Genomic DNA, 21,699 nt, shown 5'->3' on the forward strand with positions numbered 1-21,699 from the left:
AATGAGTATGCAAGAAGTTTCAGATTTTGTTTTGTTTCTAGGAAGGTTTCATCCTTTGGTGGTGCATTTACCTATTGGGTTTTTAATGTTTGCCTTGGTATTGGAACTTGCGGATAATTATACCAAAATGAAGCACCTAAACGCAGCTGTAACATTGGCACTTTTATTTGGGGCTATTTCTGGTGCCGTAGCCTGTATGTTAGGATACATGTTATCCCAAAGTGGCGGTTATGACGAAGATATGCTGAACGGACATTTTTGGTTTGGTATCGGTACTACGGTAATTGCATTTTTTGCCTGGGCGGTAAAGTCGGGTAAGCTTAAAATTGCATTTTTACAAAAGGCAAAACCCAATCTGGCCTTATTAACAGTAATGGTTATATTATTAAGCGTAACAGGGCACTATGGCGGAAATTTAACCCATGGGGAAGATTATTTGGTGAAATATGCACCATTTAGAGAAAAAGAGGAGCCTTTGCCGCAATTGGCAAAGTTAGAAGATGCAACTGTTTATCCTTATTTAGTCAAACCAATATTTGAAGCCAAATGCGTAAGCTGTCATAATGAATCCAAGAAAAAAGGAGGTCTTGCCATGCATTCTTTTGAAGCTTTGACGGTAGGTGGTGATGACGGATCAATTTTCACCGCTGGCGATGCAGAAGGGTCAGAATTGATACGGAGAATAAACCTGCCAGAAAACCATGAGGATGTTATGCCGCCAGAAGGTAAAACGCCATTAACGGATCAGGAAAGTGCCTTACTTAAATATTGGATAGAACAAGGGCAAGCTAATGATCTGACCACGTTAGGCTCAACCGAGGTGCCAGAGGATGTTTTGGCGTACGCAGCAACTACCTTAGGATTTGCAGCTGTAGGCTTGGCACTTGGCTCAACTGATGTTTTACCAACAGCAAACCCTTTGAATATGGAAGTTGTACATTCCATTACCGAACAAGGTTTTAAGGTGAAAGAGCTTATAGATGGTTCTGGTTTGGTAGAGGTAACTCTAGAGGATGGACAGATCAATGCGGAGAATATCAACAAGTGGGAAGAAAATTTTAAATTGTTAGTTCCTCTGAAAGACCAAATACTGTGGGCAGATTTTGGCGGGAATGAACTTTCTGATGCCATTCTTGTTCAAATTGCAAGTTTTACCAATCTTAGAAAATTAGTGTTGGACAATACGACAATTACAGATACATCCGTACAACCTCTTACAACTTTAAAAAGTCTTGAATCGTTAAATGTATATAAGACTAATGTGACCAACAATTTGTTACCTATGCTGGGTGAGATGGCGAACCTAAAAAAGGTTTACATCTGGCAGACACGGGTAAGCGCAGATGCTATTGAGCAATTTTCCAAGAATTCTAATTTAGAGGTTGTTTCTGGGGTATAATTTTATAGTGCTTTGGCTGCATGCTGCTTTCTGTAAAGGTTAGGAGTAGTATCATATTGAATTTTAAATTTCTTAAAGAAGAAAGGCAGGGTTTCAAAACCACATTTATAGGCAATATCTGCAACGGTCATGTCGGTATCAATCAGCATTTTAGCGGCTAAATTTATTCTATATTCATTAAGGTAAACAAAGAATGAACGCCCCATCATTTTTTTAAAAAATCGGGAAAATGCTTGTTGAGATAGGTTGACCATATTTGAAACTTGGTGTAAACTAATGGGGTCGTGATAGTTTGTAGCAACAAAATCGTGAATAATAGCCATTCTATTATTATGTTCCCAAGGAAGTTCTTTGGTAAATTTTGCATTGGATAACAAAAAGAATTCTGCCTTGGAGAGTTTCAGTAAAATGGATAATAAGACCAAATATTGTTCTGCACTTCTTAGTTGAGGAAGAGACTTAAGGTCTGATAATATAGTTGCGGTCGTTGCTGCTTGGAATAGAATACCTCTACTTGCTTGTTGCATCATATCATGTAATTCTGCTAATTCCGGTATCGATGCAAATATCTCTTTGTTCCATTGAATTACGATAGAAATACTTTCTTCATCCGCATTATTCTCATTTTTCCAACAATGTGGTAGGTTGGAATTTAAAAGTACTAATTCTCCCGGTTCATAGCCACTTACGTAATCCCCAATAAATTTAGTGCCCTTGCTTTTTTCAATAAAGGTTAATTCGCACTGTGGGTGCACATGCCAGGGAGCATCAAAATGGCTATCCACAAATCGGTAAGCCAAAATGTTGCTGTTCTCAGAAAATGGTATAGCCTCTAATTGTGGTTTCATATTTAAATTATGTACTATTCAATCAGTATATTTTAATTATTTTAAGATAATACGATAATATAGATTAATTAATTGCAAATATAGATTATAAATAAAATTTAAATAATGATGATTTTTGTGGTAAGACCAGTTTAAATATAGAATCAATACTATTTGGTCTTTGTGATTTACAAATAATCAAAACTAGAGATGTAAATGAGCGCAAGCTATTTTTCTGATGCATTTAAAGACACTAGAGAAACCATGGGAACGTGTCCTTTTAATGATCAAAACGACCCTGTTACCATGTTGTTACGCTTTAAAGATGTGCGGAAAACGGCACATAATACAAAGAGCTTTAGTTCTGCTGCAAAACCGGGTAGAATAGTGGTGCCGTCAGAGGTAAATATTAGGGAGACAAGACAAATTCCTTTTGAAGTAGATCCGCCTGAGCATACAGAATATCGCGCCTTGGTAGAAGATTGGTTCAAACGCCCATTAGATATCGATTATGAATTTAAATTAACAAGGATTGTTGAGGCAGAGATTGATCGTGTATTGCAAAAAGGAGCTATAGAAGCCATCTCAGAATTGTCTTTACCCATACAATCAAAAGCATTGACCTTGTTGTTGAATATTTCTTTAAGTGAAGCGGAAACTTGGATTTCTTGGGGAACGCATGTGTTTAGAAGTGAAGATTCTGATTTAGATGCGGATAAGGCTTCTATTTTATACGATTATATAGATGCCGAAATAGACAAAGCTATAGCAGCTCCAGATGATAGCTTGTATTCCGTTTTACTCAACTCGGAATATCAAGGTCGTAAAATGACCAAAGAGGAGGTAAAAGGGGTGCTTATTTTAACTTTTGCAGGCGGTAGGGATACCGTTATTAATTATTTGACCAATACCATTACCTATTTAGCCGAACACCCAGAAGCAATTGAGAAATTAAACGATAACCCTGCGTTAGTAAATACGGCAATAGAGGAATTTGTACGCTACTTTTCTCCATTGACCCACATGGGCAGGGTGGTAAAAGAGGAGAAAGAAATTAGCGGGCATATTGCAAAAGAAGATACCCGAGTATCATTATGTTGGGCATCTGCCAATAGAGATGAAAGTATTTTCGAAAACGCAAATGAAATTGTTTTGGACAGAAAAATGAATCCGCATGTAGCTTTCGGTTTTGGTGCCCATAAATGTTTAGGGGCAACACATGCAAGACAATTAATGAAGGTGTTCTTACGAGTATTGACTGAAAAGGTAAGTTCTATTGAAATTATAGATGCTGTAGAAAATATTGAAGATTGGGGAGCTCATAAACGAAAAGTGGGTTTTGATAAATTAACTATAAGATTAAACGCAAAATAATATGGCAAAAATAACGTACATCACTAAAGCAGGAGAAGAAATACAACTAGAAGCCAATAGTGGTAGTTTAATGGAGTTGGCGGTTAAGCATAAGGTAGCCGGTATAGATGGGGACTGCGGTGGAGTCTGTTCTTGTGCCACCTGCCATGTGCATGTTGCACCAGAATTCTATCAAAAATTAGATGCACCAACAGAGATAGAATCAGATATGTTGGAGTTTGATGATAATGTAACGGAGTATAGTAGACTATGCTGTCAAATTCCTATTTCCGCAGCCGTTGATGGTATTACCGTAAACGTGGCAAATTAAATCAATTGTGGATACTACAAATTTAAATTGCGTAATTATCGGGGCAAGCCATGCGGGTGCTAATTGCGCTATGGAACTTAGAAAGCAAGGTTGGCAAGGCAATATTTATTTAATAGATGCCGATGCACATTTGCCCTATCATAGACCTCCTTTATCAAAAGAATATCTATCAAAAGAAGAGGAAGGGGCAACGAAATTTAAACCGTTGTTTGCACTAGAGCGATACCAAGAAGAAGAAATCACTTTACAATTAGGTCTAAAGGTAACCAAGGTAATTAAAAAACTAAAGTCCGTTATTTTGAGCAATGGCGAAACTATAAGATATGATAAGCTTGTAATCGCTACAGGGGCTTCTGCGATCGTACCACCTATTGAAGGTATAGAGTCCTGTAGAAAAGTAAGTGTGTTACGCAGTGCGAAAGATGCCATACAGATACAGCAAGATTTTAAAACAAGTACCAATAAAGAAGTGGTAATCATTGGTGGTGGTTATATTGGATTGGAAACAGCTGCATCATTAAGGAAATTGGGCGGAAATATTACCGTTCTAGAACGTGAAGAACGTATTTTGGCACGTGTAGCCCCCATAGCATTAGCCGATTATTTTCAAGAATTACATACGGCAAACGGGGTGAAAATTCACACAGGCGCCTCTGCCATTAAAATAATAGAAACAGATGATGCTATAGAAATACAATGTAATAACCGTAATGTTTTTACTGCCGATGTTTTGATTGTTGGTGCTGGTGTAAAGCCAAATACATTTGTGGCGGAAGAAATTGGGGCAGAAATTAATAATGGTATTAAGGTAGATGAGAATTTGCAAACTACGGTAGAAGATGTATATGCCATTGGTGATGTAGCACAATTTTATCATCCTACCTATAAAGAATGGATGCGATTGGAAAGTGTGCAAAATGCCGTAGATCAAGCAAAAATTGTAGCTTGTAATATTATTGGTAATAGACAAAACTATAATGCTATACCGTGGTTTTGGTCAGATCAATATCATGTTAAATTGCAAATGGTTGGCTTATCAAAAGGATTTACATATATGGTAATACGTACCGAAGCAGATAAGAAAGATTGCTTTTCAATTTGGTATTTTAAAAATGATGCGCTTATTGCGGTAGATGCCGTAAATAATGGGAAAGCTTTTGTTCTTGGGGGTAAATTTATCCAGAACAAGATACTTGTGGATCCATTGAAAATTGCAGATAATACAATTCCTTTTAAGCCGAATAACTTTATAAAAACCGAAATAAATGCCCATTAAAGTACAAGCAGCTGTTGCCACTGGTGATGGAAAGTTTATAATAGATACCATTACAATTGATGAGCCTAAGAGCGATGAGGTTTTGGTAAAAATGAAGGCTGCCGGACTATGTCATACGGACTACGATTCCCTTACTTGGGGCAAACCCATAGTTATGGGGCATGAAGGCGCTGGTGTAGTTGAAAAAGTGGGGAATTGTAATTTAGAATTTGAAGCGGGGGACCAAGTCATTTTAAATTGGGCAACACCGTGTATGTACTGTTTTCAATGCCAAGAAGGCAATCAGCATATTTGTGATAATAACTCTCCTGTAGTAGCAGGTGGTAACGGTCATACGCCTGGGCATGCAACGTTAGAAAGTACAAAATGGCGGGGCATGGCAATAGAACGTTCCTTTAATTTAGGCTCTTTAAGCGAATATGTACTGGTGAAAGCATCAGCTTTGGTGAAGGTAAAAGAGGCATCATTGAATTTCTCAGCTGCCGCCATAGTTAGTTGTGGGGTGATGACGGGTTACGGCTCCGTAGTAAACGCCGCAAAATTAGATGCAGGTAGCACAGCTGTAATTTTGGGTTGTGGAGGTGTTGGCCTAAATGTAATCAACGCCTGTAAAATTTCAGGAGCCAATAGGATTATTGCGATAGATATTAACCCCACCAAGTTGGAAATGGCCAAAACTTTTGGGGCAACGGATGTTATTTTAGCTCAAAAAGAGGATGTGGGATTACTGAATGCGGCATCCCAAGTAAAAAACCTTCTAGGAAATAAAATGGCGGACTATGCTTTTGAATGTACCGCCATACCTGCATTAGGTGCAGCTCCTTTGGCTATGGTACGTAATGCGGGAACGGCTGTTCAGGTTAGTGGAATTGAAGAAGAAATAACCATAGACATGCGCTTGTTCGAATGGGATAAGATTTATATGAATCCGCTTTACGGCAAATGTCGCCCACAAATAGATTTTCCTAAAATAATGGGCTTATATAAAAAGGGCGAATTATTGTTGGATGAAATGATTACCAAAGAATATGAACTGCACCAACTTGATGAAGCCTTTGATGATATGTTGAAAGGTAAAAACGCAAAAGGTGTCATCGTTTTTAAATAAGTTATGCAAGGATCATTTAGAACTATAGAACTTTCAGATACTAAATTAGAATTTGACGGACTCCGATTTCTAACGGTAAAAACGCCAAATTTAAAGGGTAGGGGAGATATTTGCGTATTTGTACCCAAGACAAAAAAACCACTTACCAATTTACCCATTTATATTTTGTTACATGGCGTATACGGTAGTGCTTGGGTTTGGGCCTTAAAAGGAGGTGCACATAAATCGGCACAAGAAATGATGAACAATGGAAAAATAGAACCGGCCATTATTGCAATGCCATCCGATGGATTGTGGGGAGATGGTTCTGCTTATTTTCCACATCACAGCAAAGATTTTGCAAAATGGATTGTTGAAGATGCGCCTTTGGCCATCCAAGAAAATATTCCGGAAGCAGGTAAAAAAAGTAAACTTTGCATTGGCGGTTTATCCATGGGAGGTTACGGAGCCTTGAGTTTAGGCGCAAAATATTCTGATAAGTTTAGTGCCATTTCTGCACACAGTGCCATTACCAAATTAGAAGAAATGGAACTTTTTGTAGAAGAACCTTTAAATGATTATTTAGAAAGTGCAAGTCAACCCAATGTGCTAGATGTGATTGCCGATAACAAAACTACATTGCCACCGTTACGGTTTGATTGTGGCAAAGCAGACCAATTAATCGCTGGTAATAGAGATTTACATGCACAATTAACCGAATTGCGAATACCGCATGAATATTTTGAATTTAGTGGCGGTCATCAATGGGAATACTGGCAAGAACATATACGTAAAACCTATTTGTTCTTCAATGCCTCAATCGCCCATAAATAAGTCCGGTAAAAACAGTGTTATTTGTGGAAATAGGGTAATTAAAATCAGTACTAAAAAGCTGATACCCAAATACGGTAAATTTGCTTTACTTACCTTTTCTAAAGGCACCTTTCCAATACCAGATGCTACAAATAAACACACCCCCAATGGTGGTGTAGTTAAACCAATGATCAAGTTCAGTAATGCAATAATGGCAAAGTGAATAGGGTCAATATCCACACTTAACGCTACCTTTAATAAAATAGGAAACAGAATTAAAAGTGCCGCTATGGTTTCCATAAACGTGCCAACTAATATTAAGAGCAAGTTTATAAGTAATAGTACCACATATTTGTTGTCTGAAAAGCCAAGAATCATATTTGAAATCTCATGTGGAACTTTTTCAGAAACCAATATGTAACCAAATAGATTGGCGAAACCGATAAGCACCATTAAACTGGCTGAAGTTTTCATGGCATCTATTAAAATTGCCATGGTCTTTTTAAAGTTGAGTCTCCTATAAACGAAAGTGCCCACTAAAAAAGCATAGAGTACCGCAATTATAGATGCCTCTGTAGGTGTAAAAACACCACCAATGATTCCGAAAAGGATAATGAACGTCATTAGCAAAGACCAGAATGTATCTATAAAACCTGTAAATATCTGTTTAAAGGAACTTCGCTTGTATTTTGGATATTTTCTTTTTTTTGCAATGTAGTAGGTGAGCGCCAACATCGCTACACCCAATAATAACCCGGGCAAGGCTCCGGCTAAAAATAATTTACCTACAGAAAGACCACTTAGGGTAGCCGCAATGATCATAGGAACGCTTGGCGGAATTATTGGTCCTACGGTAGAAGAAGAAGCGGTTACGGCGCAGGCAAAATCGGCATCGTAACCTTCCTTTTTCATGGCAGGAATCATAACGGAACCAATACTGGCAGTATCTGAAATAGCTGTGCCCGAAATACCGGCAAATAACATAGAAGAACCAATGTTTGCGAGAGCAAGTCCACCGGGTACGTGACCAATAAGATGATTACAGAACTTAATGATTTTAGAGGTAAGTCCACCTTGGTTCATGAGGTTTCCTGCAATGATGAATCCTGGTATGCTTAATAATACAAAAACATCAATGCCAGAATACATTTTCATGGGCATGATAATAAGATCGGTACCATTGAAAATAAGAAATGCCATACACGAAATTCCTAATGAAAAAGCAATGGGAAATCGTAATAATAAACAAATGACAAAGACGACAAGAAGTATAATGATCATGGTTTAGGCATTTTAGTGTTTTTTGGTTTTTCGTTTAAAAGATGAACAAGAATAGAAATACCCAGAATTGCAATTCCTGAAAACGATATGGCCATAGGATATTTTAAGCTTGGCGATTTTTCTACGGTCCCCATCATTAAGAATTCAAAAGCGTGGTAGGTAAAAACTAGAATGAAAAGAGAAGTGATGATCCAGATAAAATATTGAAGGAGTTCTTGATTTTTTTGACTGAATTTTTCGACCAAGAATCCGAAATTAACGTAGTAAGCACCCCTAACTGCCAAACCTGCTGCAAAGGCAATAGCATAAATAAATGCAACTCTGGCGGCTTCTTCAGTCCAAGAAGGTGCCTTGGTCATAAAAAATCGACCGTAAATTTGAACTAGTGTAATGCCAACAAAAAGTAAGGTACTTATGATAGTGCCCCATTTCATTGCTTTTCTGAAAAATTTAAATAAAGACATTAAGGTAAATTTTGTTTTACAGTGTTATATATTTCTTGCATTTCCGGAGATAGGGTATCGTAGATTGTTGTGCCACATTTTTCTATAAAAGCGGCATTGTCCACATTGACGAAAACCATGCCTTTTGCTTCAAGTTCTTCTCTGATTTTCTTTTCATTTTCAAGAAATAATTGCTGATGGTAGGTAATCATTTCTTCCGATGCTTCCAAGAATATAGCTTTAAGGTCTTCTGGTAATTTCTGAAACGATTTTTCACCTATTACGGGGTATGACCAGCTAACTACATGGTTGGTAAGGTTCACGTATTTTTGAACCTCATAAAATCCGGAAACCTTAATAAGTGCCAAAGGATTTTCTTGTGCATCAATGGTTCCTTGTTGTAGAGAGGTAAAAACTTCAGAAAATGCCATAGGTGTAGTTTTTGCCCCTAAAGCATCCCAAGCAGAAACAAAAGAAGGTACATTGGGTACGCGCAAGATTAGACCTTGTAGATCATCTGGGTGGGTAATTGGCTTATTAGAAGTTAGCTGTCTTACACCAGCTTGAAAGTAACCCAAAGGTTTTAAGCCTGTTTTCTCTAACATTTCCTTGGATATTCGTTTTCCCAAAGGTCCTTGCATCAAAATTTCAACATCATCTGGGGTCTTTAAAAGAAATGGTAACTCGCAAAAGGTCATTATCTCTGTCCAATTACTAAGAAGGGAACTAGTTGTGGTCATATCTAATACACCGGCCTGTATCATACGTATTGCCTCAACTTCCTTGGCAAGTTGCTCAGAAGGAAAAGTTTCCAATACTAATCGTCCATTGGATTTTTCCTTTAATCGTTCACCAAAAAAAATAAACGCCTTGTGCCAAGAATGGTCTTCATTAACAAGTAGGCTTGCTTTTAAAACATAGGGTTCTTGGTTTTTGTTATTACAGCCAAATAAGCATATTACGAGAAACGACAGGAGTAGTCCCGTTACTCTTTTTAAAAACATTTATGGTTGATTAAGTTGATATAATTCACCTTTAAAGTACAATTTTTTAATGGTTTCGTTAATGGTACTTTTTTAATTCATTTTAATAGTCTAGACACATTTTTATAAATAATGTGCTGTTTTTAAGGGGTAAGTCCTGTAATTAGGTCTTTGTTGAAATAGTTTATACATATGAGTATCAGTAAATGTTCAGGGCTATGTCAGTTTTTGTCTAGTTGTTTAATCAAGGTTTTTATTCTTATAACTGTACCTTGAAATCGGTTTTCAACCAAGCTTAAATCAACTCACTCATGAAATTTAAATTATTAATACTTTCTTCATTAATCCTTTTTCTGCTAACAGCATCTAATTGTAGTTCTGGTTCTGATGTTAATGAAACTCCTAATGTGGAAGTGGACAATACAGATCCAAAAGCAGACGAGGAGAAAGAGGAAGTGGCAGAAGAAGATTACAGTACAATGGCGGTTCCTGCAGATCCAGGTTCAGGATTGGAATGGGAATTTCAAAATTTTTCAGATGATTTTGAATATGAGGCACCAGCAGGTAATAAAGGCGATGCCTTTTTTAATAAATGGGATGACTTTTACCATAATAATTGGTCTGGACCGGGCTTGACAGAATGGAGTAGGGATATCCCATTTGTAGCCGATGGTTTATTGCAAATACCGGCGAAAAGAAAAGCAGGTACAGATAAAATAAGCACAGGTTGCATTACGAATAAAACGAGGGTTCAGTATCCTGTTTATGTAGAGGCAAGAGCTAAAATCATGAACTCCGTTTTAGCCAACGGTATTTGGATGTTAAGTCCAGATGATACACAAGAAATAGATATAATGGAAGCTTATGGAGCGGCATATTCGGAAAGTGCCCAAGCGAGCCATTCATGGTATGAAGTTAGAATGCATATTAGTCACCATGTATTTATAAGGGACCCATTTCAAGATTATCAGCCTAAAGATGCAGGTTCGTGGTTTATGAAAGATAATATTAAATGGAGAGAGGACTACCATACCTATGGTGTATACTGGAAAGACCCATGGCATTTGGAGTACTACATAGACGGGGAGTTGATTAGGACCGTTTCTGGTAAAGATCAAATAGATCCTTTGTTTTACACAAATGCAACTAACCCAGGCGATACTAATGCTGATACACGCACAGGTCTAAGTAAAGAAATGGATATTATTATAGATGTTGAAGATCAAGACTGGCGATCTAGTCCAGCATCGGGAAATCAATCGGATACATATACACCAACGGATAATGAGCTTTTAGATACTGAAGCCCATACACTGAAGGTAGACTGGATAAGAATATACAAACCAGTGGAAAAATAGTTGTTAGTTTATTTAATTGAGTTAAGGGCATGGGGTTGTTACCATGCTCTTTTTTTCATTCATAAATATTATTGCTAATGTAGTCTAGTAAATACTCTTGGTCTATTTTGTTGAGAATTATATAGATTTTTTACATAATGTAATTAAAACATTGATAATCATCAATTTAATTAAAATAAGAGTTTTCTTTTTTTCTTTTCATATGGTTTACTTTTAAAATAGACCCTTTTTGTCTAGCTTATTCTATAAAATATTTTAATCAATAAGTTATTGTATATTTAAAGGTATAATAACTTCCTATTTGTACAGTTTTGAAAAACCCTTTTTCTAGTTTATTATCAAGTATTACTTCTATTCTTATTATAGTATGCTTGTCTTTTAGTGGAGATGTTTTTGCCCAAGAAAACCAGACTAATAATGAAATTAGCGAGAATTACTTATTAAGTTCCAATGAAGAGAAATACGAAAATTCTGAGGAGTTAATTAAAGAACTTCGTATAAAACACGAAACCTTACTTCAAAAAGGCGATACTTTAAAAGGTATTGGTGTTTTAATGCAACTGGCAGATGTATTTGGGCACAGGGCAGATTATGCTAATTCCTATGATGTATTTTGGCAATCTCTTTTTTTGGCGGATAGGGTTCAGAATGACTCCTTAGATGCCTTGATATCATGGCGTTTAGGTAGGTTCTATAGTTTTTATAAACGAGAAAAAGAATCTCTTAAATATTTAAATAAGGCATTAAGCATTAGAAAAAATATGGTTGAAAAAGGTGAAACGGATTCCGCCTATTTAGTACTAAATTATTTTTCGTTCGTAAATACCTATAGAGAGTTTGATATGCCAGAACTGGCAAGTAAATATTTAGATAGTTGTTTAATATATTACAAAGATGTAAAAAATCAATTACCCATGCCGGAATTGAATTTTGAGAAGGCATTTATACTATCTAAAACAGGTCATAATGAAGAAGCACTTGAATTATTTAAGAGTTTAGAACCCTATTTTTTGAATAAAAGACCTTCATATATGGTTTTAGGCTATACCTACTGGGGGGATATTTTACAGAATTTAGGAGATTTAAATGGTAGTGTTGACTACTACGAAAAAGCTATTAAAACATCAGAAAAATATAAACGGCATATTGATTTTACACCTCTAATCTATGAGCGCTTAACGGAGCATTATAAAAAACAAGGAAATTATCAAAAAGCATACGAGAATTTGAAAATAGCAAAAAATCTAGATGCACTGTTTTTTGATGGTAGAAGTTCTATGAACAAATCTATGTTAGAGATACGGGATGACTTTAGAATTGAAAAGCAACGTCAATTGGATCTAATACAACAACAGCGATTTGAAAAGCTAAAACAAGAAGAGAAAATTTCAATGTTGCAGCGTGTAATTTTGTTGGGCACTATAGTCTTTATTTTAATATTGGCATTTTTCTTTTTTAGACACCTTCGCAATAAGCACAAGTTAGAAAAACAGCTAATTAGACGAAATAAAGAATTGGAAATACAAAAGGCTAACGAATTGTTGGAGTTGAAAAACAAAGAACTAGCTGCATCGGTATTACAGCTTGTTGAGAAAGACGAATTTCTAAAAGATTTAAAAGAGAAATTAAAATCCAATAAGGACAATTTACAGCAATCAGAGATAAATAAATTATTACGAACCATATCTGTCAATAATACTAATAATTGGGAGGAGTTTAGATTAAGGTTTACTGCTGTCAATGAAAAGTTCTATAAAAAATTGACCAAAAAATACCCCAATCTTACGCAAAGCGACCATAAAGTTTGTGCTCTTATTAAATTGAATTTTTCCAGTAAGGATATGGCCAGATTGCTTGGTATTTCTGTAGAATCTGTGCATACTACCCGTTATAGGTTACGTAAAAAATTGAAACTGGAAAGAAAGGAAAACCTTGAAGATTTTATAGCACAGTTATAAATGGATTTAAAAGATTATTTCTACATTTTAATTGTTGATGAACGGTAGTCTATATTCGTAGATTCTTAATTTTTAAGGGATTATAATATTTGTTTATCACTATAGCGGACTTTGGAAGGTAATACGTTTGCTAAAAATTATCTACGGACAGATTTTTATTCCTGTTTTACTAATTTGTGTTGCACTTGGTGCCCAGTCTTACCGTACTTTTTTTTCAGTGGTCCTACTATACTTTTTAAAACCTTGGTAAGGTAATTTAATACAGCGTCCTTAACATCGTCATAATAAAAGTATCAAAGTATCGTAGCCTGCTATTTTATGTAAGATTGATAAAGCCCTTGAACGCACCTTTGGTTAATAGCACTTTACATGAAAACATTGATCAAATGATTTCTTTTTTAAATTGAAAAAGAATTTTGTGACTAAATATGGCTGAACATATACTGGACTATTTCTATTCTCTAATACAAATATGAAATAGTACTGTTTGCATTGATACAATGAAAACAGATTTTTGGGAGCACTTGTAATCAAGTAGCAATTCTTCATACTATTTATAGCATTGATCATTTGTAGTATTGCTTAGCTAATATGGTGCTTAAACTAGCGCGTTAAAGAGGTAGTTTAACCCAATGAAGTAAAACAATGAGCCACGGATTTGTTGAATTAAATGTATGTACAGTTTTTGTTCAGTAGGTATTTCAATGTAGATAAGCCGTTATTTCTAAATTGCTTCTCATTATCGATATGATAATTGTCTATTGAAAAAAATATGAAAATGAAATTGTTGCCAAGTAAAAAGTAAACAATTAATAAGCATATAACATTTTGTTTTTGATAGAAACATAATTCATTTTCTATTTAAAATGATGATTGCAATAGACAATGTAGTAATAATCAATATGGAAAAAATCCATGCAAACCATAAATAAACCAAACATTAAAGAAGGTGAAATCCCAAAAATTAAGCTAGACAAATTGGGGATTACCAATGCACAATATTTAAGTGCGGCATCTATACGGGCATTACAATGGCCCGAGGTTGGTAATAAATGGTTTATTGAATTTGAAGAACTTAAACCTTTACTGGGAGATTTGGCTTATGAAGAAGGTGTCTGTAGAAGAGATCCTAGTGCTGTAATTAAAGAGAATGGCAAATACTACGTATGGTATAGCAAAAGTTTAGGTGCTACGCAGGGTTTTGCAGGCAATATTGAGAAGGATAAAGTTTTTCCTTGGGACCGTTGCGATATTTGGTATGCAACTTCTAAAGATGGCTGGACATGGAAGGAAGAAGGTATCGCCGTAAAAAGAGGAGATTCTGGCTCCTTTGATGACCGTTCTGTTTTTACGGTAGAGGTAATGAAGCATAATGATAAATTCTACCTATGCTATCAAACGGTTAAAAGTCCGTATACGGTTCGGGTGAAAAATCAAGTTGGTTTGGCTTGGTCAGATAGCCCTAATGGTCCTTGGCAAAAATTACCAGAACCTATTCTTTCACCAGCTGATAACGGTATTTGGTTAGGTGAAGAGGATAATAGGTTTAAGGTGGAAAAAAAAGGAGACTTTGATAGTCATAAAGTACATGATCCATGCATTTTGCCGTATAAAGGCAAATTTTACTTGTATTACAAAGGCGAACAAATGGGGGAGGAAATAAACTTTGGCGGACGTCAAATTAGACATGGGGTTGCTATTGCGGATAATCCGTTAGGACCTTATGAAAAGTCGGTATATAATCCAATCAGCAATAGCGGTCATGAAATCTGCGTATGGCCCTATGATGATGGAATAGCATCTTTAATCACTACGGACGGACCGGAGAAGAATACCATACAATGGTCTCCAGATGGTATCAATTTTGAAATTGTGGCGAGTATTCAAAATCCGCCACATGCCATAGGCTTAAATAGGACTGCGGATACCGAGGGTAGTCCAACAGAAATACTAAGATGGGGTTTGACCCATATTTACAATAACGACGATTATCAAAGTATACAGCGGTTTTCGTCATATAATAAAACATCACATACAGCAATAGGAGAAAAAGCAATTTAAAATGATAGCAACACAGTACAAAGGCGGTAAAACATTTTCTGTAATAGAAAAAGAAATAGAAGCTCCTGCAAAAGGAGAAGTTAGAATTAAAGTGGCATACGTAGGCGTATGTGGTACAGATGTACATATTTATCATGGTATGATGGATAAACGTGTAAACATACCCGAGACCATTGGTCATGAAATGTCCGGGACCATAGACGCCATAGGTGAAGGTGTAAGCGGATTCAAAGTAGGCGATAAAATTGTGGTTAGACCGTTGGATGATAGAAAGGTGAAATCATCTGACAAGGGCTTCAACCATATTTGTGAAGAACTTAAGTTTATTGGTATTGATAGTCCGGGTGCCATGCAACAGTACTGGAACGTACCTGCATTTACACTTCATAAATTAAAAGAAGAAACAGACTTAAAATTGGCAGCATTGATAGAGCCTTTATCAGTAGCAGTGCATGATGTAAGAATGGGTGAATTAAAGGCAGGGGAGACCGCCGTGGTTTTGGGCGGTGGCCCAATAGGTCTTTTAGTTGCTTTGGTAGCCAAGGAAAAAGGGGCACAGGTAATTGTATCTGAAGTAAATGAAACAAGAATATCCAAGGCAAAAGAATTAGGGCTTGATGCTGTAAACCCTATAAAAACGGACTTGGTAGATTATGTAAAAAGCAAGACCGATGATAAAAGGGCAGATGTTGTATTCGAGGTTGCAGGAGTACAACCTGCATTGGATATTATGACAGAGGTTGCCGGTATTAGAGGTAGAATTGTAATGGTAGCTATACATGGCCAAAAGAAAGAAGTAGACTTATTTAAATTCTTTTGGAAAGAACTTAAATTAATAGGGGCAAGAGTGTATGAAAAAGAGGATTATGAACAGGCTATACGTTTAATTACGGCCAATGAATTGCCATTCAATGAAATGATTACGGACGTGCAACCGCTAAAGAACATACAAACGGTATTTGAAAATATAGATAAAAACCCTGACGGACTAAAAGTCTTGATGGATTGTCAATCATAACTAAGAACTAAAACTTTAAAAGAAAATGGGAGTACTGGATAAATTCAGTTTAAAAGGAAAAACGGCATTGGTTACGGGTTGTAAGCGAGGCATAGGTAAAGCCATGGCGATAGGTCTTGCGGAGGCTGGTGCAAATATCATAGGTGTAAGTGCTACTTTAGAGTCAAGCGGTAGCGATGTAGAAAAGGAAATAAAGGCACTGGGTAGAGATTTTAAAGCCTATGCGTGTGATTTTAGTGATAGAAAAGCACTATATAGTTTTATTGCAGCCGTTAAAGGCGATTTTCCGGTAATAGATATTTTGGTAAACAATGCCGGAACCATATTAAGGGCTCCAGCCGTTGAACATTCAGACGAGTTATGGGATAAAGTGATAGAGGTAAACCAAAATGCACAATTCATTTTAACCAGGGAAATAGGAAAAGAAATGGTTGAGCGTGGTGCAGGAAAAGTAATATTTACGGCATCGTTGTTAACTTACCAAGGTGGAATAACCGTGCCGGGCTATGCAGCCAGTAAGGGAGCGATCGGTCAGTTGACCATGGCCTTTGCCAACGAATGGGCCGGTAGCGGAGTAAATGTCAACGCCATTGCACCGGGGTATATAAGTACTGATAATACAGAAGCCTTACGTAATAACGAAGAACGGGCAAATTCTATTTTGGCTAGAATTCCGGCAGGAAGATGGGGAGAACCAGAAGATTTTGCAGGTCCCGTGGTCTTTTTAGCTTCGGACGCGGCTGCATATATGAACGGAAGCATCACTCTGGTAGACGGAGGTTGGATGGGTAGATAATCACACTAAAAACAGAAAAATGGCATCAATAAAAGAATACGAAATGTTTATAGATGGATCTTGGGTTACTTCAACCTCTGGTGAGACCATCGATATTATAAATCCATCAACTGAGGAGGTTTACGCAAAGGTTCAAAACGGGACGGTTGCGGAAGCTGTACAAGCATTGGAAGCAGCCGATAGGGCACAGAAAGAGTGGAAAAAAGTCCCTGCCAGAAAGAGAGCGGAACTGCTGTATAAATTTGCTGATGAAATAAAGGCGAATGCGGATAAATTGGCAGAACTTTTAGTAAAGGAACAAGGTAAGTTACTTAAAGTAGCTAAAATGGAAGTTGCGGTAACCGCTTCTTTTATAGAATATGCTTGTGAGGGAGCACGAAGAATTGAAGGTGATATCATTCCTTCGGATAACCCAAATGAACAAATTTGGATTCAAAAAATACCACGAGGGGTAGTAGTTGCCATAACGGCGTGGAATTTCCCTTTGGCTTTGGCCGGAAGAAAAATTGGTCCGGCATTGGTAGCAGGAAATGCTATCGTTGTAAAACCGACTTCAGAAACTCCGCTAGCAACATTAGAGTTAGGGCACTTAGCTAAAAAAGTTGGTTTGCCAGATGGTTTGTTGAATATTATTACAGGACCGGGAAGAGCTATGGGTACTGCCTTGGTAGAAAATCCTATAACCAAAATGGTGACCATGACAGGGTCTACTCCAGTTGGTCAACAAATTGCAAAAATGGCAGCACAGAACCTAACGCACGTACAATTGGAATTAGGTGGAAAGGCTCCGTTTATAGTGTTTGAAGATGCTGATATTGATGCAGCCGTAGATGCGGCCCTACATTCTAGATTCGATAATTGTGGGCAAGTATGTACTTGTAATGAGCGTATGTATGTTCATGAAGATATTTACTATGAATTCATGAATAAATTCATTCAAAAGACCAAAGCGTTAAAAGTGGGCAACCCAATGCTAGAGGATACAGATATGGGACCAAAGGTGAACAAAAGCGAATTGGAGCATATGGAGCATTTGGTCAAAGTGAGTTTAGATGAGGGTGCAACAATTGCAACTGGTGGTAAACGTTTGTCCGGTGGTGAATTTGATAAAGGATATTGGTTTGAACCAACGGTTTTGACAGATGTAACCCAAGATATGACCATTGTTCATGAAGAGTCATTTGGACCAATTTTACCTGTGTTGAAATTTAAGGATTTTGATGAGGTTGTAGGCTTTGCAAATGACTGTGAATATGGTTTGGCGGCAATGGTATTTACCAATGACATGAATAAGATCATGCGTTGCAACGATGAACTTGAATATGGTGAGATCTATGTGAATCGTGGTCATGGAGAACAGCACCAAGGTTTTCATAACGGGTATAAGTTAAGTGGCTCTGGTGGTGAAGACGGTAAATACGGATTTGAGCAGTATATGGAAAAGAAAACGTTTTACGTAAGACATAAGGCATAATGAGTACAAGAATAGCAAAAGTAGATTGTCAATTATTTAAGGTTCCTTTACCAGAAGTAATGAACGATGCCAAACACGGCGACCATACGCATTTTGAGCTGGTGACAACTACAATAACCTTGGAGGACGGTACTGAAGGCACTGGTTACACGTATACTGGCGGTAAAGGTGGGCACGCTACCAAAGCTATGGTAGAGCATGATTTTACCTCTTTTTTAATAGGTAAGGATAGTTCTAAAATTGAAGAACTATATGAAGAAATGGAATGGCATATTCACTATGTAGGTAGAGGAGGTATAGCTTCTTTTGCCATTTCTACCATAGATATTGCCCTTTGGGATATTCGCTGTAAAAAAGCCGATAAACCTTTATATAAAATGACCGGAGGTGCAGACAATACCTGTAAGGCATATTGCGGTGGTATAGATCTTCAATTTCCTATTCCTAAGCTTTTGGATAATATGAGAACCTATTTGGATAGCGGGTTCAATGCCGTAAAGATTAAAATAGGAAGGGAAGACTTAGAAGAGGATTTAGAACGCATAAAAGCGGTACGTGAGTTTGTAGGTCCGGATGTTACGTTTATGGTCGATGCCAACTATTCTATGACCGTAGAAAAAGCGATAAAAGCTATTGAAGGCTTTAAACAATATGATATTACCTGGTTTGAAGAACCGATAATACCTGATGATTATTTAGGATTTGGCGAAATTGTTGATCGTACCGGTTTTCCTTTGGCCATGGGTGAAAATTTACATACCATTCATGAATTTGAATATGCCTTTGCACAATCCAAACTATCCTTTATTCAACCGGATGCTTCTAATTGCGGTGGTGTAACAGGTTGGTTGAAAGTGGCAAAAATGGCGCAGGAACATCATATCCCGGTATGTAGTCATGGTATGCAAGAACTTCATGTAAGTCTTGTCTCTTCTCAACCCAATGCAGGTTGGTTAGAAGTACATAGTTTTCCTATCGATCAATATACCTTAAGACCTTTAGTTGTTGAAAATCATAGGGCGGTAGCTCCTGAAACTCCGGGTACCGGGGTCATTTTCGATTGGGAAAAATTAGCCCCTTATAAGAGCTAAGATTAACTGCGCTTAAGTGAGAGTATTTCTTGTTTTAGCAATGCTTTTATAAGTATGAACTATTACAAATACTTAACATGGAAGTAAATAAAAATTATATAATAAGAATAGCCGCCATTGTTGCTCTGGGCGGCTTTATTCTTGGTTTTGATGCTTCCGTTATTTCTGGAACTTTAAAGTTTGTAGAACATGAATTCTCCCTTAACGATATTCAATTAGGTTGGCTGGTCAGTTCCATAACCTTGACTGCTGCGCTAGGCACTTTTATTGCGGGACCTTTAAGTGATAAAATAGGCAGAAGAAGCGTACTCAAATATGCAGCTTTATTATTTGCGGTCTCAGCGCTCTTTTCAGCATTTTCCACTACGTTTACTATGTTGATCATAGGCAGGTTAATAGGTGGTTTCTCAGTTGGTGCTGCATTAATTATAGCACCTATGTATATTGCAGAGGTAAGTCCGCCAGAAAAGAGAGGGCAAATGGTATCTTTTAATCAATTGAATATTGTCATTGGTATTTCGGCCGCATTTTTTACAAACTATCTAATCTTAAGATTGGGCGATAGCGATTATGGTTGGGTAAACACCATTAATCTGAAAAAATGGAATTGGCGTTGGATGCTTGGTTTAGTAGTGTTTCCCGCATTATTATATTATATAGGATTGTTTGTTGTGCCGCAAAGCCCTAGATGGCTGTCCATGAAAGGTTTTTTAATAGAGGCAAGGCAAACGTTACAAAGGTTCGTGGGAGCAAATGAAGCTGCAAAACAAATGAAATCTATTGAAGAGAGTATTCTTCAAGAAGGTAAAAAGGAAAAAGTCCAATTTGGGGAGCTTTTTAAAAAGAACATACGCCTTGTAATACTGGTAGGCATTATTGTTGCCATATTTCAACAGCTGGTAGGTATAAATTCTGTGATGTTCTATGCACCCTTAATTTTTGAACAAACAGGCATTGGTACAGATGCATCGTTTTTACAAGCTATTTTAGTAGGATTGGTAAATTTGATATTTACTATCGTAGCCATGAAGATTATAGACAAATTAGGTAGGAAACCTATGTTGATTTACGGTATGATAGGTATGGCATCAGCAATGTTGATTCTAGCCTATGGTTTTAAGACTGCCACCTATATATTAGATGACAGCGCATTAAATGGGTTACCTAATGAAGTGCCAATTGAAAAATTAAGGGCTTTGGAAGATCAAACCTTTACTTCAGATTTAGATTTTAAAGCAGCGCTTTCCAATGCCTTAGGTGATGATATAGCCAAACAGTATGAAGCTGTTTTGGTAACTGCCGCGACAAAGATGAATTCGGTTCTTATTTTATGTGGTATTCTTTTATTTGTCTCTTTTTATGCAGTTTCCATAGGTCCTGTAATGTGGGTACTTTTTTCGGAACTGTTCCCAAATCGAATTCGCGGGTTGGCAATTTCATTTGTAGGTTTGGTAAACCTTACATTTGCCTTTTTGGTGCAACTTGTTTTTCCTTGGCAATTATCTAATCTTGGTAATTCGTTGACCTTTTTGTTATATGCAATTTTTGCAATAATAGGGTTGTTGTTTATTGTTGCCAAGGTACCGGAAACAAAAGGGAAATCACTAGAAGAATTGGAAAAACTACTAGTGAAATCCACATGACATTTTTAAACGGTATCTATATTAGTACTTTGTCTTGTCTTGTTTAGAAGCCCAATTGTTAAAGACTTCAACGGCTTCTTCTTGAAGCATTTGCTTAAAATGAATTTGTCTGTCCTGCATTTCAACTTCTAGCTCATCATATATAAACTGGTCATCAAAATCTATAGCTTTTGCATCTGCCTTATCACAACCATAATATACAGCCTTTGGTCTAGCCCAATAAATGGCACCAAAGCACATAGGGCAGGGCTCACAAGAAGTATAAATAATACAATCTGTTAACTGAAACGTATTCAGTTTTTTACAGGCATCTCTAATAACCACCATTTCTGCATGTGCAGTAGGGTCGTTTGTAGAAGTTACCTTGTTATGCCCTTCGGCTATAATTTCTCCATCTTTTACAACTACGGCACCAAAGGGGCCGCCTGCGTTTGAGTTCATTCCTTTTGCTGCCATTTTAATGGCTCTTCTCATAAAAAACTCGTGATCTTTCGTCATATTCTTTTC

Annotated in this window: 19 protein-coding genes; 14 read left to right on the forward strand and 5 right to left on the reverse strand. The window is 36.9% G+C overall.

Annotation, left to right across the window (positions count from 1 at the left end; translation table 11 throughout):
* Position 1: 1 nt before the first annotated feature.
* A complete protein-coding gene (locus tag PXC01_RS13360; protein WP_276472787.1) occupies positions 2-1,399 on the forward strand; it encodes a c-type cytochrome domain-containing protein in 1,398 nt (465 codons plus the stop codon).
* 2 nt (positions 1,400-1,401) lie between these two features.
* On the opposite strand, the gene PXC01_RS13365 is transcribed toward PXC01_RS13360, so the two are convergent.
* A complete protein-coding gene (locus tag PXC01_RS13365; RefSeq protein WP_276472788.1) occupies positions 1,402-2,247 on the reverse strand; it encodes an AraC family transcriptional regulator in 846 nt (281 codons plus the stop codon).
* A gap of 195 nt (positions 2,248-2,442) precedes the next feature.
* Here PXC01_RS13365 and PXC01_RS13370 point away from each other — a divergent pair, with 195 nt between their 5' ends.
* From PXC01_RS13370 to PXC01_RS13390, 5 genes are read left to right on the forward strand one after another with little or no spacing between them, the layout of a single operon-like run.
* Entirely contained in the window at positions 2,443-3,600 is a 1,158-nt protein-coding gene (locus tag PXC01_RS13370; protein WP_276472789.1) for a cytochrome P450, read from the forward strand.
* A 1-nt stretch (position 3,601) separates the two neighbouring features.
* Positions 3,602-3,910, forward strand: a complete 309-nt coding sequence (locus tag PXC01_RS13375; RefSeq protein WP_276472790.1) for a 2Fe-2S iron-sulfur cluster-binding protein — start codon at positions 3,602-3,604, stop codon at positions 3,908-3,910.
* Between the two features lie 7 nt (positions 3,911-3,917).
* Complete coding sequence (locus PXC01_RS13380; RefSeq protein ID WP_276472791.1) at positions 3,918-5,186, forward strand: NAD(P)/FAD-dependent oxidoreductase; 1,269 nt, start codon at positions 3,918-3,920, stop codon at positions 5,184-5,186.
* The gene (locus PXC01_RS13385) at positions 5,176-6,294 is read left to right on the forward strand and encodes a Zn-dependent alcohol dehydrogenase (protein ID WP_276472792.1); all 1,119 of its coding nucleotides are present in this window, start codon (positions 5,176-5,178) and stop codon (positions 6,292-6,294) included. Before PXC01_RS13380 ends, PXC01_RS13385 begins: the two co-directional genes overlap by 11 nt.
* 3 nt (positions 6,295-6,297) lie before the next feature.
* Positions 6,298-7,107, forward strand: coding sequence for an alpha/beta hydrolase (locus PXC01_RS13390; RefSeq protein ID WP_276472793.1), 810 nt, complete (start codon positions 6,298-6,300; stop codon positions 7,105-7,107).
* Here the strand turns inward: PXC01_RS13390 and PXC01_RS13395 are convergent.
* From PXC01_RS13395 to PXC01_RS13405, 3 genes are read right to left on the reverse strand one after another with little or no spacing between them, the layout of a single operon-like run.
* Positions 7,090-8,367 (reverse strand): TRAP transporter large permease, encoded by a 1,278-nt coding sequence (locus tag PXC01_RS13395; protein WP_276472794.1) that lies wholly within the window; start codon positions 8,365-8,367, stop codon positions 7,090-7,092. The genes PXC01_RS13390 and PXC01_RS13395 overlap by 18 nt on opposite strands.
* Complete coding sequence (locus PXC01_RS13400) at positions 8,364-8,831, reverse strand: TRAP transporter small permease (RefSeq protein ID WP_276472795.1); 468 nt, start codon at positions 8,829-8,831, stop codon at positions 8,364-8,366. The genes PXC01_RS13395 and PXC01_RS13400 overlap by 4 nt, the downstream gene beginning before the upstream one ends.
* Positions 8,831-9,814 carry a TRAP transporter substrate-binding protein gene (locus tag PXC01_RS13405; protein ID WP_276472796.1) on the reverse strand — a complete coding sequence of 328 codons (984 nt, stop codon included), beginning with the start codon at positions 9,812-9,814 and terminating at the stop codon, positions 8,831-8,833. The genes PXC01_RS13400 and PXC01_RS13405 overlap by 1 nt, the downstream gene beginning before the upstream one ends.
* A gap of 290 nt (positions 9,815-10,104) precedes the next feature.
* On the opposite strand from PXC01_RS13405, the gene PXC01_RS13410 reads away from it, so the two are divergent.
* The 8 genes from PXC01_RS13410 to PXC01_RS13445 all read left to right on the forward strand — a co-directional run bounded on the left by PXC01_RS13410 (position 10,105) and on the right by PXC01_RS13445 (position 21,192).
* Positions 10,105-11,151 (forward strand): family 16 glycosylhydrolase, encoded by a 1,047-nt coding sequence (locus PXC01_RS13410; RefSeq protein WP_276472797.1) that lies wholly within the window; start codon positions 10,105-10,107, stop codon positions 11,149-11,151.
* Between the two features lie 311 nt (positions 11,152-11,462).
* The gene (locus PXC01_RS13415) at positions 11,463-13,109 is read left to right on the forward strand and encodes a hypothetical protein (protein ID WP_276472798.1); all 1,647 of its coding nucleotides are present in this window, start codon (positions 11,463-11,465) and stop codon (positions 13,107-13,109) included.
* Positions 13,110-14,024: 915 nt separating this feature from the next.
* The gene (locus tag PXC01_RS13420; RefSeq protein WP_276472799.1) at positions 14,025-15,170 is read left to right on the forward strand and encodes a glycoside hydrolase family 117 protein; all 1,146 of its coding nucleotides are present in this window, start codon (positions 14,025-14,027) and stop codon (positions 15,168-15,170) included.
* Position 15,171: 1 nt separating this feature from the next.
* Positions 15,172-16,188, forward strand: a complete 1,017-nt coding sequence (locus PXC01_RS13425) for a zinc-dependent alcohol dehydrogenase (protein ID WP_276472800.1) — start codon at positions 15,172-15,174, stop codon at positions 16,186-16,188.
* Positions 16,189-16,213: 25 nt separating this feature from the next.
* Complete coding sequence (locus tag PXC01_RS13430) at positions 16,214-16,984, forward strand: SDR family oxidoreductase (protein WP_276472801.1); 771 nt, start codon at positions 16,214-16,216, stop codon at positions 16,982-16,984.
* Positions 16,985-17,003: 19 nt separating this feature from the next.
* Entirely contained in the window at positions 17,004-18,458 is a 1,455-nt protein-coding gene (aldA, locus tag PXC01_RS13435; RefSeq protein WP_276472802.1) for an aldehyde dehydrogenase, read from the forward strand.
* Positions 18,458-19,549, forward strand: coding sequence for a mandelate racemase/muconate lactonizing enzyme family protein (locus PXC01_RS13440; RefSeq protein ID WP_276472803.1), 1,092 nt, complete (start codon positions 18,458-18,460; stop codon positions 19,547-19,549). Before aldA ends, PXC01_RS13440 begins: the two co-directional genes overlap by 1 nt.
* Before the next feature lie 68 nt (positions 19,550-19,617).
* Positions 19,618-21,192, forward strand: coding sequence for a sugar porter family MFS transporter (locus PXC01_RS13445; protein ID WP_276472960.1), 1,575 nt, complete (start codon positions 19,618-19,620; stop codon positions 21,190-21,192).
* Between the two features lie 21 nt (positions 21,193-21,213).
* On the opposite strand, the gene PXC01_RS13450 is transcribed toward PXC01_RS13445, so the two are convergent.
* Positions 21,214-21,690, reverse strand: coding sequence for a nucleoside deaminase (locus PXC01_RS13450; protein WP_276472804.1), 477 nt, complete (start codon positions 21,688-21,690; stop codon positions 21,214-21,216).
* Positions 21,691-21,699: the final 9 nt, after the last annotated feature.

The sequence above is a fragment of the Maribacter huludaoensis genome, assembly GCF_029350945.1.
Taxonomy (GTDB): Bacteria; Bacteroidota; Bacteroidia; order Flavobacteriales; family Flavobacteriaceae; genus Maribacter; species Maribacter huludaoensis.